Annotated in this window: 14 protein-coding genes; all 14 read right to left on the bottom strand. The window is 39.5% G+C overall.

Annotated elements, in window-relative coordinates; genetic code table 11:
* Nucleotides 1–1,131, bottom strand: a 1,131-nt coding sequence (locus VB732_RS26375; protein ID WP_323233843.1) for a hypothetical protein, incomplete at its 3' end; no start/stop codon positions are given.
* Nucleotides 1,124–1,525, bottom strand: coding sequence for a hypothetical protein (locus VB732_RS26380; RefSeq protein ID WP_323233844.1), 402 nt, complete (start codon nt 1,523–1,525; stop codon nt 1,124–1,126). The genes VB732_RS26380 and VB732_RS26375, both read right to left, overlap by 8 nt.
* A 242-nt stretch (nt 1,526–1,767) precedes the next feature.
* On the bottom strand, nt 1,768–3,621 hold the full coding sequence (locus VB732_RS26385; RefSeq protein WP_323233845.1) for a type IV secretory system conjugative DNA transfer family protein: 1,854 nt from the start codon (nt 3,619–3,621) through the stop codon (nt 1,768–1,770).
* 2 nt (nt 3,622–3,623) lie between these two features.
* Nucleotides 3,624–4,898 carry a hypothetical protein gene (locus VB732_RS26390; RefSeq protein WP_238845306.1) on the bottom strand — a complete coding sequence of 425 codons (1,275 nt, stop codon included), beginning with the start codon at nt 4,896–4,898 and terminating at the stop codon, nt 3,624–3,626.
* Nucleotides 4,895–5,734 (bottom strand): hypothetical protein, encoded by an 840-nt coding sequence (locus VB732_RS26395; RefSeq protein WP_323233846.1) that lies wholly within the window; start codon nt 5,732–5,734, stop codon nt 4,895–4,897. Before VB732_RS26395 ends, VB732_RS26390 begins: the two co-directional genes overlap by 4 nt.
* 85 nt (nt 5,735–5,819) lie before the next feature.
* On the bottom strand, nt 5,820–7,328 hold the full coding sequence (locus tag VB732_RS26400) for a hypothetical protein (protein ID WP_323233847.1): 1,509 nt from the start codon (nt 7,326–7,328) through the stop codon (nt 5,820–5,822).
* A 4-nt stretch (nt 7,329–7,332) separates the two neighbouring features.
* Nucleotides 7,333–8,049 (bottom strand): hypothetical protein, encoded by a 717-nt coding sequence (locus VB732_RS26405; protein WP_012412862.1) that lies wholly within the window; start codon nt 8,047–8,049, stop codon nt 7,333–7,335.
* Nucleotides 8,046–9,098, bottom strand: coding sequence for a type IV secretion system protein (locus VB732_RS26410; RefSeq protein ID WP_012412863.1), 1,053 nt, complete (start codon nt 9,096–9,098; stop codon nt 8,046–8,048). The genes VB732_RS26405 and VB732_RS26410 overlap by 4 nt, the downstream gene beginning before the upstream one ends.
* On the bottom strand, nt 9,088–9,858 hold the full coding sequence (locus tag VB732_RS26415; RefSeq protein ID WP_323233848.1) for a hypothetical protein: 771 nt from the start codon (nt 9,856–9,858) through the stop codon (nt 9,088–9,090). Before VB732_RS26415 ends, VB732_RS26410 begins: the two co-directional genes overlap by 11 nt.
* Complete coding sequence (locus VB732_RS26420; RefSeq protein ID WP_012412865.1) at nt 9,800–10,357, bottom strand: hypothetical protein; 558 nt, start codon at nt 10,355–10,357, stop codon at nt 9,800–9,802. The genes VB732_RS26415 and VB732_RS26420 overlap by 59 nt, the downstream gene beginning before the upstream one ends.
* Nucleotides 10,354–13,410: a helicase HerA domain-containing protein gene (locus VB732_RS26425; RefSeq protein ID WP_323233849.1), complete on the bottom strand. Its 3,057-nt coding sequence runs from the start codon at nt 13,408–13,410 to the stop codon at nt 10,354–10,356. The genes VB732_RS26420 and VB732_RS26425 overlap by 4 nt, the downstream gene beginning before the upstream one ends.
* A 509-nt stretch (nt 13,411–13,919) precedes the next feature.
* The gene (locus VB732_RS26430; protein WP_323233850.1) at nt 13,920–14,408 is read right to left on the bottom strand and encodes a hypothetical protein; all 489 of its coding nucleotides are present in this window, start codon (nt 14,406–14,408) and stop codon (nt 13,920–13,922) included.
* 1,132 nt (nt 14,409–15,540) lie between these two features.
* Nucleotides 15,541–16,686: an IS4 family transposase gene (locus tag VB732_RS26435; RefSeq protein ID WP_416235779.1), complete on the bottom strand. Its 1,146-nt coding sequence runs from the start codon at nt 16,684–16,686 to the stop codon at nt 15,541–15,543.
* 229 nt (nt 16,687–16,915) lie between these two features.
* A partial coding sequence (locus VB732_RS26440; protein WP_323233852.1) for a hypothetical protein occupies nt 16,916–17,114 on the bottom strand: 199 nt, incomplete at its 5' end.

A 17,114-nucleotide genomic window follows, 5' to 3' on the forward strand; every position in this document is an offset into this window, starting at 1 on the left:
ACGCAGCATGGAATCTACACCCTTGGCAAGAGCCTTGCCTTTAATATCCATCACACTGTTAGTAACTTTTTCGAGATTCTGCTTCACAGTATGATTAGCTGCTGAGTGGATATCACCAACAGCTTGAGTTATCTGTTTATGGACTGTATTAACTTCCTCTGAAACCTTATTGTGAATAGCACCCATAGCAGATTGATGACGCTCCATGCCATGCTGAATCTCATCAGTGACTAACTGCTTGACTTCACCAATACCATCGTTAACTACACCCAACTGTGATTCAAATTCATTTTTAACAGATGCAACTTGTGACCTCATCTCAGTTTTAAGAGACTCCATCTGTTGATTCATCTGCTCTTTTAAAGTGACAATTTGAGCCTCTAATTGGGTTTTGACTTTATCAACTTTGGGAGTGAGGGCAGTTTTTACCTGTTCATAGAGATTTTTGGCAGTGTTCTTAGCCTTAGTCTCAATCGAGTTTATCCAATCATGCAAGGTTGCATTCTTGACCGCAGGGTTATTTTGATTATTTATAGCTTCCAGTCCCTTCTGCAATTGCTCAATAGTTTTTTGTTGAGCATCAAAAGCTTGTTTAAGACTAATCAAGTCTGTCGATAATTTTTGAGTAACTTCAACGCTTGATTGCTTTTGGGTAGCAAAACTATCAATCAAACTTTGCTGGTTTTGAACCTTTTGCTGTAAAGCCTCTACCTGCTTTTGTAAATCCTCAATGCTCGAAGATTGTTGTACTGATTTGGCTGGTTGTTGAGACTGGGATTGATTCTGGCTAATCTGGCTACTTAAACCCAGTTTATCACTTAAAACCTCTCCATCCTTAACATGATAGACCTTATCCTTACCAATCATGATGCGGACAGAACCTTTCAAGTTTTGCGGGTCATTGATAGCCGTCTTGATTTTATCTACCAGTTCTGGAGTCATCAAATTTACGGACACTTCGCCATCAGGATGCCCTTTATACTTGGGTTGGTTGCCAACGTAAATTGATAAGTCTTTAGTAGTGTCTAACTCTTGAAATTTTCCTTTTTCTAGCAGCTTATGCAGAATGTCATTGAGGATTTCTAAATAATCATGTTGCACTTGTTTCGCCTCAGATTTTATTTCATCCATGATTTGTAACTCCTACTAAGGAACTAATGAGAGTCGATGGACTGACTAAGACATCTGGTAAAACTACACCTCCTAAACGATTGAGAATTACATCTCCTTCAATTTGGATATAAGCCCATTGGTCATCAATTAGAACTGAAATTGACTTTGTGTTATCAGGTAAGTTGGTCACTTTATAATCTTTTAGCTCTCCATTTACTATGAAAATGTGAGGGCTTTCTGCATCGCCATAGTAAATTTCAATGAATTCTGGGACATGATTTTCAGGGAACGGTGGTTCATCCCAAAACTCTGCTGCATTGAAGATATCAGTTCGATAAGTCTTAACTAACGAGGCAATATCAAGCGGCAGTTTGCTTAACAATCGCAATTCGTATTCAGATAAATTAGTCACGTTGCTTTGCTCCAAATTCAAGAATTCAAAAATAAATAATTTTAGGAATTTGTAACCCTTTCATCTGAGGGAAAAATTTATCGAAGAAGGCAGTTATTGCTCCCGAATTTCTCACTCATAGGGTGGGGAGTGTGGGAAGCAGTTTGCGCTCAGGGTAAGCGCCCATTCTCAATTCCTCCTCATTCTCCCCACATCCCCGACACTCCGCGAACTGCGGCCTTTCTGCGGTCATAAATTACCTCCTAAAGATTTTTCAATCTGTTATTCGCCTCTGCCTTTTTATCAACTAAAGGCAATAACATCTCTGCCTCTAAATGCCGGATTTCTAACTCTTCCCCAGATGGTTCACGCAGAGTAGATTGTGAGATAAACTGTTGCTGGAGTCCATACCACTTTTCAATACTTTTCGCCTCCAAGTTAATATCAGATTTTGGAATACGAATTTGCTCTAATAGCGGAATACTTACATCTCTACCAGAGCGAAACCCAGGACTAACAATTACGGCTCTGCCTTCCGGTAAGGTATTAAATTGGTTAACCTCAAATAAATTGCGGGTACTGTTTTGCTCAGAAATTGAGGTACTTGCACCACCTTTACCACCGGAACTGCGTGAACGTTCTCTGTGCTTGATTTGCTCGTCACCTAAGAAGTTACTAAAACGTTCCGCCGCCACATCATCTTGGGGATTAAAGAAAGCTTTTGTAGCGCAACCGCCAAATATAGCATTGGTGGTTTCTTTGGAATAAGCCTTCTCAAGCTGTGATAAGTTTTGCAATCCCAGTAAACAAATCAAGCCATCTTCACGATTTTGATTGAGCCAATCAACTAAGGCTGGTAGATACAAAGTTGGTAATTCATCCAGTGCTAAAACTAATGGTTCTGTGCGTTTACCAGCCAAATTACGAGAACATAAAAGGTGCAAGATAGAAACTAACAAAGGAGCAATTACATCTCGTTTCTCCTTGTCCATGCCGAAAACCACCATTTTCCGCCCCTTCAAATCTAAGGGGATATTTGTTTGACCACAGAAGCCAGAAAGGGTGGATGGGGTCATAAAGCGAGTAAATAATCCGCTTGTTGTACCGACAATACTAGCGGCGGTTTCTGGAGAACCCGCTACAGATAAGAATTGGTCAAAGGCAACTTTTACCCAAGGATTTAAAGAAGCTTGTTGAATGCGGTCAATTAATTTAGGCAAACTGAGAATGGCATGGCACATCATAATGTCAGGAAAACAAGTACCCCGCGCCAGCATGAAGATTGCTTGTGCCAGCTGATCCCCTGCATTAGCAAAAAATCCACTATCTAAAGCATCACCACTTGTCAGCTTAAAATTACGATTGAGGACGATCGCTAACTGACGCGCCATCTCTGCATCAGTTTCACTCCGTAGAAAATCTAAGGGATTAGCTACGCAGGATTCAGGAAAACCAGGGGAGAGGATAGAAACCTCATACCCACGCATGGCGGCGTATCCTGCTAGTTTGGGTGCTTGCCCTTTAGCGTCAGATGTAGCCGATTCTTGGTGAGCATACTTAAAATCGTAAAGGATAATTGGTAGTCCCTGGTCGATAGCAGAACGCACCAGAGGGTTAATCATGGAGAAGGTTTTACCAGAACCAGCCCCGCCACAAACTAAAATTCCACGTTGTACATCTGGCAGATAGAGTCTGCTTTTATCTTCTGGAATATTGATAATGCGTTTATTGTCAACAACCTGAAAAGTAGTACCTTTAGGTGTACCAATGTATAAAGCTACCCTGTTATGTTTGCGTTCAATCAGTTGTTTGCAGGCCAGCTTACGAGCTGCTGTTTTCTCCCTACCTCCTGCCCATCGCGCCCGTGCTAGTTTGTTTGTTGCCCCTCGCCCCTCCATTGCTTTCGCTAACATTAACGCCCCCACACTTACAAGTAATCCCAAACCCATTGGGGAGAAAAAGGCATCCTTAAAATTCTCAGGAACAAGGTTATAAGCTGGGGGGGCTGGGGTCGCTGGGGAGTAAAGAGAAATATTTTTCAATGAATCTTTCTCCCCCTGCTGCACACCTCCCCCTGCTCTCTTTACTTGTTGGGTAGTTTTGGATATTTCAGCCATTTTCACCCCCTCCCTAGAATGACTAAATCATTCTCTTGAGTGGGAATCCAAGGTACAGGGCCAATAAAGTAGGGAGTGCAAGATTTACCACCCCAGAGAAAGCTAATGCAAAAACGAAAAAATAGCCCAAAGTTGGCTGTACCAGTGGACTCATTTACACCAGTTAGCACAACTTTGAAACCAGAACCGTAGACAAGCCTACCTGTTGGTTCTTTACCACCGTTAACACGTTGTAAGATCCCAAAACCACCGTCTACTTTCTGAGCAGAACCAGAAGCCCATCGCTTACCGTAAAGGTTGCCAGCTTGCCCTGCAACATCACCTAGTTCTAGGAATGGACACTCTTTACCCACATTACAGGCGACAACAACATTTTTGTTGGAACGATTTACCCTACCAGAAACAAAGTAATTCTCTCTTGCCCTAGAATCACCACGTTCCGAATTACCTAAAACCACAGAAGCTATACCCACCACATCCAAACCCGAATTAATCGGCTGTGGCATCTTGTCAAAAGGTACTTGATTTAGCCCCGGCACTTGATTAATGTAGCTTTGCTGCCAGCCTGGAAATCTTGATAGTTGCGTCTGATTAAGTCTAGGAATTGAGTTGATGGGATATCGACCTAGATCCAGTTTTTTACCCAAAGGGGTATTAGCAGCTTGTGGATTAGATTTTAAAATAGTTGAAATCTTACCGTTCAGTCCAATTTTGAGCGAATTTTTGTCAGGTTTGTTTGACTTTAGAGTAGCTGCGGCTATTGAATTAGAAGTTATGCTACTGTAACGAGATTGCGCGAATAAATCATAAATAGGTGGAACTTGATTAATATCAAGGTTGCCCAAGCTGGGAATAGCTTTGACTAGGGTGTTAGGAGTTTGCCACTGCATTAATCCCAAGTCTTTGAGTGTAAGCTTGGGGCCCAGAGGTACGATAACAGAGATAGTTTTCAGGCTGAAGGCAGACATTTGAAAAGCATCATCTACGTCCCCCAACATAATTACAGAATCAATACTCTGTCCGGCTGTCCAAGAACGGGAGGGATTATAGCCAATTTTGGCGGCTATATCTGGGGAAATATCAAGATATCCGGGCTGTTGTAATGGATCTAAGCTACTCCAATTGATTTTTGACCAGTCTGGAGACTTTAATTGATATTTACCGGAATTATAAGTAACTGTTGGAATTTCTGCATTGGCGACACTGGGTAATTCTAGAAGTGATGTCGCAACTATTGAGGCAGAAACTATTGATAATAAAGCTCTATTGTTAATCACTGAGTTTGCCCCCATTGCATCAGTTTATTGAACATTTCTTGGGGAATACCTGATAACCTAATAGCCTCTGTCCTACTTTTACCTCTCCTCAATAAACGGATGGTATCTTGCGTTTGTCGCCATACTATAGACTTAGGTTTGATTGCGCCATTACCCACCGCCACCGCTAAACCATAAGCTACGGCATTAGCATCATTTCTTTGTGAAACAGTGCTAATTTGCGAAGAAGTATTGACTGTTAAACGTGGTTTTTTATCAAAATTTCGAGGTGCGGTGTTATTGGTAATATTATTGGTATTGTTTAATCTATTTTGATTAACTAACGGTTTTTCAGCTATTAATAACGGCTGTGGTTTATCCGAATCTGGCTTAATAATTAAACTGGTATATTCTGGTTTACCTCTAGCCGGAATCAACTGAAATTGATATTGTTTTTGACCGTCAGCATTAGCAGTAATCACGGTAATCACGGTACTACCATCTTGACTGGAAGTTAAAACCGGAAAACTAATTGGTTTAATTTGTCTGAGGAATAAAATTGTAGCTCCTCCACTACCACAATTTTCATCTGATGCACCACGCTGACATAAGTTGCCATTAGAAGTTAAAGCAAAGCGGGAAGGGTCTCCTAACCACACTTGCCTGATGGTTTCACCTGTGGGAATGAAATTGATAGTCAAACCGTAACCAGCCCAAATCTTTAAGTCAATTCCATGAGAATTACTACCTTGAGCATCTTGTGAATAAACATTTCTCGCGGCTGGTAGTGCTAAAGCTATGCCTGTATTAGCGTTGATAACTAACGTAGTTAGCAGTAAAAAACCTAAACGTTTCATATCACAACGGATTTATCTGCAAGAAATTGTGTAATAGTTATAAATTCAGAATTTATCCTTTTAACTCATTACTCATTGCCTAATTTCATATCGAAATTGATTGATTTACAAAGATTTGCACTGGTTTACCTGTTTCAATTACAAAGACTTGTTGTTGCTGTTGTACTTGTTGTAATTGCTGCTCATTGGAATTTTTCATCCTACTGAGAATTTGATTAATACTGCCTTCAGTAAAACCAGCCAGTAAATTCTTCTCACTGTTGCTTGTTGTAGTGGTTGTTGTACCCAAGGAACTAATTGTCGTCTCTGAATTAGCCCTATTTTGAATCTCAGCCACCTTAGATAAACCAGACAGCAGAGATGCCATGAGCGAATTGCCTAAATTACTGCCACCTTGACGAGATTCAGCTTTTAATAAATTACCGTTTTTACCCAATACCAAAATCGAATTCTGAGCCAGTGGCTTTTCCTCGGTTTTACCGTTGATGTTCACTAATACAGAAACAGCCGTCATTTGCACTATTTCTGAGTTAGTGGGATTGATCATAGCCACAACATAAGCATCTTTGGGTAAAACTTCAGACCCATCAAATGCTTTCAGGGGTTGAGTTAAACGAATCAGGCTATTTTGCTGCTGCTGATTACTTACACCACTACCCACCCAGGCTACAGGAGTTTCTATCACACCCGCCGCACGAGTTCCGACTAAAACCCGCTTGCCATCGTAGTTAGTCGGTGGTGACTGTGGTGAAGAATTGCGATCGCTCCGAGGTAGGCTATCTGGTTTTATCCCTATACCCCCATTCACTTGAACATTACCCAATTCTGCCTCTTCCTGGTTTAAATCTGCATTGCCAGTGTCAGTAGAGGAGTAATTACCGACATTAGCAGCTGCTAACCACTCCTGCATCGGGTCTTTAGGAGTGGTACGAACGGGTAACGGATTGGAGACAACTTGAGATTTTACGGGTTTGGGTATAAGAGCAGACGCAGATTGTCTGACTACTGGTTGAGCAGCAACACGATCGCTTTTACTAGGTCTAGTAACAATAGGTGGCGGTGGTGCTTTATGAATAGTTAATGGTCGCGGCTGAGTTTTGACGGTAGGTGTAGGAGTGGCTGTAGCTGTAGGGGTAATTGTTGGCGTTGGTGGTGCAGTTTCAGCGTCTTTTTTAGTAACAGCTTGTAACTCCCCTTTTTGAGAGGTAAGAGCGATCGCTGTTTTAAGCTCTCCTTCCTCATTTTCATCATCTGATTTAATATCTGTCTGAATACTTTTTGCATTTTGCTGGGCTGGCTTATCACTGGGAGAATTCAAAACCCCTGTAATTGAGCTAATCATCGTCCCAAACATGACAACTATTAACAGCACCCCACCAGAGACTGTTAACCCTTTTAGTAATGGGTGATTAGCTACAGGGCGAGTAGTGACAATTTCTTCTGGTTCAGTTTTTTGTTCATCCACAGGTGATGATGTTTCTGAAACATTGGAAATTTCTACCCCATTCATCCGAGCAAATTCTTGGCTTCTATGGGAAGTATCACCAGTAGTAGCTTCAGAATTCGTATTTACAACTTGACTTTGATTTGACATAAAGCTACTTTCCTAAATCTAAATCTTGGATACGGTAAATTTCCATTCCCGCTTTTCTAGCTCTATAAGCCTCTATCTGTGGTACAGAAGGATTATTCGGTAAAGGTGGTGTATCTACTGCTCTCACAAATACAGTTTTATTAAAAGAAATAGCCTTACCTAATTGGTCTTGACCTTTAAAAACTACTAAGTTGGCAACCATTTCTAATCGCCATTTACCTTCTTCTATTTTCTGAGGAGGCGAAAGATGGCGTACAAGTAAAGCTGATTGAGTATCACCATTAAACACGTCAGGCGGTGTTAAAGCTGCGATTTCTCGCAGAAAACTAGCGCGAAAATCTTCTGATAATGCAAATCCTGCACTCCAAGTATTTGTAGTGAGTTTTTTATCAGATACTTGTACACCGGGGTCAAGTTTTAGTTTGGTTGGATCTAAGTTACTATCAGACGACTTGGGAACGGCATTCCAACTCATCAAATTCATCATTGTCCGCCCTGCAAAGTCCATAATCGCTTGGTCAGTACGGTCTTTTTCTCCTACAGCAATTGCTCTAATGGAAGTACCGTCTTGAAGTTCTACTAAGGTAGGTTTCTGGTTAGATATTTTACTTAATTTACTGGAATTAGTTAGATTTATCAGTAACAAGAAGAGTAAGATAACAGCTTGCCCTATTGATACTAAGGGAGTAAAGTTTATCTCTTTCTTATCCAGTAATCTCATCTGAATACCCTCCCTGAGATTAACCTCCCACTGCTAGAGAAACATGAGAAAGCTGCCATCCCCCCACCAGATCCCATTGCTAACGCCAGTATTGGAGACAAAATTGCTTGTACTAGCTGTAAGAACAAGGGATTATTGTTACTAGCATTCACTATTGCACTAGCAGCCATTCCACAAACAATTGAGTATGACATGAGTACCAATGTCAGTGCTAACCATCCTGCAACCCAAGCATAGATGGGTTTAGCTCCAAAAGGGAAAAGTGAAAGCACTAAAAAAATAGGGGCGATATAGGCATTTAGTAAGAATGCTACTTGCACAACATATTGAAAGGCCGCTTGTAAGCCACTGAATATAATCCATGACAGGGCTTGCACCATTGAATTAATAGTTTGCCCAGCTATATCTAATGGATTCCAACTATTTGAATAGGAAGATAAACCGTGCTTTTCTTTATACTTTTGAGCGTTATTTTTAGCTTGATTTATTTTTTCATCTCTACATATTTCTCTGGGATTAATTTTTTGTCCTTGGTCATCTACGCCATTCTCAGGCTCTTTTTCACATTCTTGTAGTTGTGTTTGAACTGAAATAGCAAAAGCCTGATCCATATTGGCAGTACGAATAGCATCTCTCAAAGTAATGCCATTTCGCGTAATACTTAATACTTTGTCATTCAAATTTACCGCTACATTACGAAACATCAAAGATGTGGTAGCAAGTAACTGCCCATTATTAACAGTCAACATTAAACAGACTAATAATGGATAGACCATCTCATTCAAAATTTCATGACTAAATCCTTCCTGAATTAACCTAGAATACCAACTGATAGACCAGAAGGAAACAAAAACCACTCCACATAAAGCAGAAACAGCAACTACTGCTTTAAAAACTTCACTGTTACCGTTAGCTAAATCTTGCCAGTCTTGGTTAAATGAAGATACAACCATGCGAGAGCCATTAATCGCACCGTCAACTATATCTTCCGCATTTGTATCTCCAGTAACTGCTAGTAAATACCAGAAGTTAGTTAAATTATTTAGCATTGCTTTGCTCCCAAAAAGCATCAGCAAAAGCAGCCGCACCTATAATTTGTCTTGCACTGGAATTATTATTAGCTTGCTCTTTTCTTGCTTGTTCATCCAACCTACTGGAAATGTCACTCAAATTGATATTGGCTGCTGATAAAGCTCTAGTTTGTTTTTGTGCTTCACTGTGAATTGATTTAGTAATAACTGTTGTTTGTAGATTCTGCACTGCCATCTTTTTCAAGATGTCTTGAGTGATGACATCATTTTGTACTTCATCAGCAGTATTAGATGAATTTTCTACAGCATAATTAGAGATTTCTGCTTCTTGCGCTTGAGTTTTTTGCCCTTCTCTGCCTAAAACAGATCCAGATAGTCCATAAGTATAAGCTTGATGCCATTGTCTCTGAGCATTTTCACCTTGGGCTTGAGAATCAGTTTCTACTAAATCAGTATCTTGCTGTTGAATAATCACCTTGATATTTTTACCTGCTTTTAATGGGTCAGGTATACCCATAACTCCATTTGTAGAAGTGATGGCTATATCTAGGTCTTTATCTTCATCTTTGTTAGCGTCTTTCGATAGCTGGCTAAATTCTTGGCTATACAGCTTAATGTATGACTGCAAGCTTGTCATGACTTGCTGAAATTGTTCTAGAAATGAAGATTTGGCTGTGGCCGGTAAAACTGAACAAAAAATGAATACAACTATTAAACTACTAAAAACTGCTAAATGGCGGTAGATAAGGGCTAATGTCAATCGGCTGAGTGATTTCATATAAATTCTCCAAGGAGACTGTAAAAGATTTGGGAGCGCAAGCAGATATTACTTCTGCTTTATTTCCTAAAAGTTTCTTACCAGTTACTATTAGTGGTTCTGGTGGATATTTATCTGGTTGCCTAGATAATCTTTCAAATAAATTACCTTCATATCTAGGATTAACAGGGATTAAAGATACTGGCTTATCATACATCAGTATGTATTGTTGCTCAGGTTTAAAATCAGTATTGATCCCAGGTTTATTTAATTTAATTTGAAGTTTATCTTGAGTTTTACTTGCATAATATGCCGCTTTGAGAAATCGGTCACTTTGTACATATCGGTTAGCAGAATTTAAACGTTGTTGACAAGCTTGCTGTTTCTGGGCAATATACTTCTCATGCTGTTGCTGATGCCACTTCCACACTTCAAATGATGCCCATGATGATAAAACTCCTAAAATAGCCAACAAGACTTTATATTGTGCAAATACCGTAGCAATTTCTAACTTTTTCATAAAGGCTTTCCCTGCTTAATGCAACCAACATAGTATTTAGCAAATTCAGACACCCATTGAAACTTATCTGAGTACATTGCTTTAAACCTATCGCGTGCTGCTTGCTCTTCTCTGCTATTAGCAACTAACGCCAACATTGGGTAGGAAGGATAGTAACGACAGCGTATATATTTGTTGTTGTAATCCAATAGCCACAGCGTATATAGCTGTTTTACATTGGGACGAAAACTTTCATTTTTATCAATAATTTGCTTTGGTATGCCTAAATGCTCTGAAAAACTTTTTGCAGCCCCTGGTACTATCCGCCCTATTAACCGACAGGGCATATTTTGTAAAATTTGTTCACCAGCTTCTGAGTTAGCGATCGACAGAATATCTTGACCCGCAAGTATGACCCGACAGCCAGATTTTCGAGCAGTCGCGCATTTACGACCCACTAACCGCGATAAGGCAGCAAACCGCAACAATACACTGGATTCATCCATGAAGAAAACGCTATTGGGTGCTGATAGGGATTGCCTGGAAGCGGCAATATAAGCAGACATCCCGAAAACTTCAGCGTCTTTACTTGATTGCAGGTTGGTCAGGGCAAAGGTAATCAGCTTGGCATCAGTATCAAAGGTGGAAGGACGGCAGATAGCATTGCCAATAGTACTATTTCTCCAATATTGAAAGCGTAGGCGGATATAGTTCAACGCCCTATCTACGTTTTCATCTTCATAACCCAAGTTTATGTGGTCTGTAGAGAAGAAATACTCCATGTCTGCAAGGGTTGGGGTATTCTCCCAAGCCGCAGAACCTAATCCTCCTTTCTTGGCAAGAGCAAAACGTCGTTGAATGTCGGGGTCATCGTAAAAGGCTTTTGTCCCTAGTGGGATAAGGGATTCGATTGTCTGGGACAAGAAACCATCAAATGATTGCGAACCCAAGACTAACTGAAGAACAATCAAGTTGACATCGTTTCTGTGGGCTTTAGCTCGTTCCTCCCGTTGTTCTTCTGGGATTTTTGATAAGTCTAACGGCTGCACCAAATTGTTAGACTCTTTGGAAATATCAAAGTAAAAACCGTTGTGATAGGGTGTGTAGTCCCCAAATGTCCCTGTGCCGTCATCATTGGGCAGGTCTATCATTAAAATGCTCATATCTTGAGCTTGGCACTCGGCGATAATGGAAGCTACCAAAACTGATTTACCTGAGCCGGTTGTACCCAGAACTAAAATATTTTTGGTCTTTGATAAGTCAATTTTGACGGGTGAATCACTCTCATCTGCGATTAACTCAAACCCTTGATGATCTGCGGGACTATTCTGCACTATATTAGTTAATCCCAAAACTTCACTTGCAAAGAAAGTTTGCCGCCGATTATATGGACGCATCAAAATCGGTTCTTGCCTGATGAGCAATGTTTGCAGCCAGATTAACCAAGCATATTCATATTCACGGGTTAGTTCTGTGGGTTGGTTAATATAGCCAGCTATCAACCTACAGGCATCGTCTACTTGCTCTGCTGTATTTCGGTAAACCAGCACTACCAAGCTTAAATTTAGTGGTACATCTCCTGTATATAGTTGCCTTTGTGCTTCCACTGAGCGTTCCACATTGATTTGGGCAGAGACATCTATTGATTTTTTCTGTTGAACATTCAAATCTAATGCCCTAGAACGTTTGGTAATCATCTGCTGGGCTGCACGGTTTATCCCTCGGTCAGCCGGGGAGAATTCTGTGATGATTTCTACATCAAAAATGTTGTTGCGTGAGAATAAATCCCACAGGAAACGAATTTGATGTTTAGTGGAAGCAAAGATTTCTGGTTTCCGGGTTAGTACCATTACTCCGACATACTTCTTCTCATCACCGTTTGGTAAGCAAATCCATCGTTTATCGGCGAAAGGTACACCATTATTGAGAATGATTGAGGTGAGATGCGGTTGATTGATGATTTCTAGTGGTTTATCGAAGGCGGCTTTCTCGTCAATTTCTTCTTTCAACCCTTGCTCATCAAATACCAATGTATGCGGGATGATTACTTCCTTTGCTCCGATGTTTTTACAAAGTTCTCTCCATAGGTCTTTGTCGGTTTTGGGCTGAGGATTCAACCCCATCTCTGAGAGAATCTGCTGGTATCTTAATGAGGCTTCTAGTGCTTTTGTTAAAATCTGCGTGAATCGCTTTTTGGTGATTTGACTAACTCCTGAATCAGTGAATCTTCTTTGGAGGAAGTTAGTCAATTTCGCTAAAAACTTATCTACTGGGTCTGAAGTGTCTAGCGATTCTGAGGTGACTGTAAATGACCAATAAATATTTAATTTGATATCTTTACGGGCTTTCTCCTTTGTCAGTTTTTGAGTTCTTGCTAACCTCCCCCAGTCTAAAAACTCACTTTCTAGAGAAATTGGGTTATTCAAACGTTGCATTAAATAATCTGTACTATCGCTATCATCGCAGAATGAACTCCAGCGACAAGTGATTTTTTCGCCTTGGGGAATTTCTTTACAGCCGTTTTCAAAGGCTTGAGCCACCGCTTCTATTTCTTGTTCTGAATGGAATAAAGGATGAATTCCAGTACAAGCAAAACCAAATATTAATTGCAGGGTGTTACTACTTTGCGTCAGATTCTTTTTACTTAGTAGATAAGCTCCAACGACATAAGAATCTTTTTTTAGCCTGACTATAGTAGTCAAATCTAACCAATCTTCAAATGGATTGAGGGTTTTAGGTTTAGATGAACGAGTTAGCTTGACTTTTCTAGTACCGACTTTTTTCTTATGCTGTGGTGAGGTGTAATTAGCATATCCTCTTGTCCATCTGGGGATAATAGGATAAATCTTTGACCAGTACAGATAAGGCTTATCTCCTGATAAGAAAGCTACTGATAAACTAGCCCAAAATGCCAAGCCTAATCCCCAAAATATATCTAATCCGAGAATTAAGCAGAGCAGTCCAAAAACTACGCAAAATACTCCGGCGAAAATTACGAACTGTCTACCTGTAAACGGGCCAAACTTGGGGCTTTCACCTAAGCTCTGATTGACTTTGATTATCTCTTGTTTCATGAGCTTTTATAAATTGCCATTAAATTAGAAATCAGAAGTCAGAAGTCAAAAACCAGAAACCAGAAACCAGAAACCAGAATTCAGGATTCAGAATAAGTACAGGTATTAAGCTAATCGTCATTCATTTTTCCAGAATGATTCGCTTGTAGTAAGGGCTGTAGCCCTACTTTTATACAACTTAAATGCTGATAAGCTAATCAGCATCAAGAAGGCAGTGCATCCTCGTAATTTTTTGATTTGTAGCAACTGCCGTTAAATAAATGCTGTTTAGGAACCAGAATGGATTCTGATTTAGCTATGAAATCATAGCTAAATTTCGCAAGATATTACCAATACGGTTCAGTTAAGAAAATGGAAATTAATTTGTGGAAGTAGACAGGAGGAGCGAGGCAAACAGAGGGAGAGAAAAAAGCTTATCTGAACCAGATTGAGGGTATCTGTCACTAATTGATTTTGATTCTTTGAATTTACTTAATGTAAATTATTCTGACTCCTTAATTCTTCGGTCATTAGCTACAAGCTGCGTTATTGCCAAAAAGCAGTGATTGGAATACTACAATCAATATCACAGATATGAAGGTAAAAATTGGCTGCTGAATGACATTACTAACTTCTTCACCACGTCCATACGCCGCAACCCCTTGATAAATAGAGAAGCAGAAATAACCGAATAAAACTATTGTCAAGGCGGTAAATAAAATCATTGGCAGACTAGTTAAGACTGCATTAGTAATCGCTCCACCTGCTGAGGCACTAGTAATTATACATTCCATTGCTTTTTGTGCATTAGAAAATATGGAATCTGCTCTAGCTGCCCTCGATTGTAAACCAATTAAAAGCGTTGTAGTGACTGAAACAAGCTGCCAACGTACCTGAAAAAATATCTTCAATAAGCTTTTTGAACCTTTATTTTTTGTTGCTCTAATATCAGCACGTTCATTTGCTGATATAGATGCTTTGAGCCGAGCCAAAGTCAAAGGTAAGTGTTTTATCTGCATAACAAAGACTAGGAAACTGCTTAACTGTCCTGGAGCATCCACTTTTGGAAGAAAAATAATTATTTCGTACCATAAACCCACTATATGGGTTGTCTAAAAAAGTCTATCTGCCAAAACTGAATGCTCCCAACTGTCCTTTGCCAAAAAGACACACTTTAATTACTAGGAACAAATCTGATTTCCTGTCAAAATCAATTATTTTGCAAAGGAACAATAAAAAAACTCTAGTGCAACTAACTAGAACCAAACCAGTTTTGTAAATTTAATTCAAATTTCTATATATTTTTTTACTATTAAACCCGATTTTAGTAAGATTTTTATCACTATGAATAGTTGACAAAATATGTTAGTTATGCAGAATTATTCAAGATTCCTTATTTATATTTATTTTTACAAAAATAAATTTTCCTACAACTTTCTTTATCTATTTTTATGAGACCTCATTAAATGAGGATAAATATTGTTTTTTTGAGTGTTGAATATCTATTTATGGCATCAAAACCAGTTATTTTGATGCCATCATGCCCATTTTTGGGGCATAATTATCTTTTTTGGGACTAAAATGCGATAAAAGCTGGAATTAGTCACAACAACGCACCTATGGTTGCATTGTTAGACATCTTTAACCGCTTTTATGCTCTTGTTTATTCAGAATGGGACAATTTCTTTTTGTTAATTTTTTATAAAAATGGTTCATAGATACAAAAATTTAAAGGCTTTATCTTAATGCCGATTGAGTAACATTTTCCGTAATACTACGTTTAGAGAAAAAAAACACCGCAAAAAACTTGCTTTGTATCTCCGTATATAGTACATTTGTTCTAAATATCCAGGTTCTAATTTCCCCACTTACTTGTGGGGTTTTTATTGAGTTTTTGCAGTTAAGTCAATCATTTTTAATCAAAAGCCTGCACGATTGTCGGCTTAACGCCATATCAATACATATAGCCCAATACGGTTCAGTTAAGGCTAAAAAGCTGATTATTAATGTGAAATTTCGGAGCTTCTATTTGTTTTCCAGTACCTCTGTGTTTTGGCTTTTTAGAAAGAAACTTTGATACAGGTTTTTTTACAACCCTGGGATTAGTACGGTTAATTCGTTTGGGTAATAACGTATCCAGAATCTCTACGGTTAACCAATCGAAAAAAGGGGTAATTCGTCTGGTGGCAAATGTTGAAATTTAGGAATAGCACGACGAATGACTCGTAATGTTCCTGTAAAACTTAGACGCAACGGAGGAACAGAGGCACTAGTTGCCGCTTGAAACATCAACACTCGGACTGACCAATGTCCCAACAACCAACCATACACTTCTTGTACAACTTCTCGTGGTTTTTGGGAACGAACATGGGTTTTTCGACCCAAAAGATGGATTTTCAATTCATCAATGGTATTTTCTACTTCCCAACGTTGATGATATTCTTCAGCTAACAACTCTGCCGGGAATTTTTCAATGTCTAACAGGCTAGTAATCAAGCGATATATCACTTGGTTTTCTGGATTATCAGGATGCTCAATTGTGTACTCGATAACTCTTACTGATATTGGCTGACAACCCTTTTTTCGTAACTTTCCAGATGGGTAAATCGATGACAGATAAGAACCGTCTGGCAACGATTTTTCTGCAAGGAATTTAACATTGGCAGGAATTCTCCCTAAATAGTCACACCCCTTAGATACTGTTGCGTGTACCATTGCATACGAATGTAATCCCCTATCCCACATCAACAACATCCCTGATGTGACAGAGCGTAATAATTTTAATGCCCGCACTCGTTCTCCAATGCGGTATGGGCACATTAAAGCATCAAATATTATGTGCGTTCCTGCTTCTACCAATATGACTAATCTAACTTTGGGAAAAGCTGCTTGTGTGCCTGGACGACTACCAGGCCGACCAAAAACTCTCGCATTTTCATCGCTATCTGGAAGATCAAAACAAGTGCCATCAATCACCACAATTCGCAATCCATTTAGAAATGCTCCTATCGTCTCACCAGTCGCCATTGGTCGTACTAACTGGTGAAATAATTGCCTCATCACCCCTGCCCCTAATCGTTGCCGAGCTTGAGTAATTGCTGATTTACAAGGTACTCGCCAATATTTCCCAACTTTTACCCATGCCACAGAAAGACCATCAACTAAGTTTTTGAGTACATCTCGCATCGAATCTCTCGACCACAAGCTCATTGCTATCACCAGTCCAACTACCAAATGTGCTGGCAAAGAACGATTTCTTTCTTCATTGGCCTTGCTGGTAGCGATCGCTTGCTCAATAGCAGTTGCAGGTATGGCTGTCTCTATCGCTTTTAGCAAATCACTGCCAAGTATAATTGGAGACACCAACGAGAAGTCTTTGAGATCCACTACAGTTTCTTTCTAGTCTTGATTACAATCCTTAATTTACACAACTTTTAGGCTTAACTGAACCGTATTGACATATAGCCAGCAATTACACGTAATGGCTCAAAGGTGTAACGTGATTTGTCACTCAAGATGTTATTCTTTAGCTCCACCACCGTGACACATCTTGGATAGCATCAGCTGTATCTTTTACTGCTTGTTTATCACCTAAAGTAAATATAATAGGAGTTAATGCGTTTATATCAGTGAGTAAGTTTGGGCGAGTGTGAACAGATAAGATGTGAAGGGTATCTCGCCAGTGATTAAAAAGTGAAGTTTTTTGTATTTGTGAAAGTTTCTCA

Source organism: Nostoc sp. UHCC 0252, from assembly GCF_034931145.1.
Lineage (GTDB): Bacteria > Cyanobacteriota > Cyanobacteriia > Cyanobacteriales > Nostocaceae > Nostoc.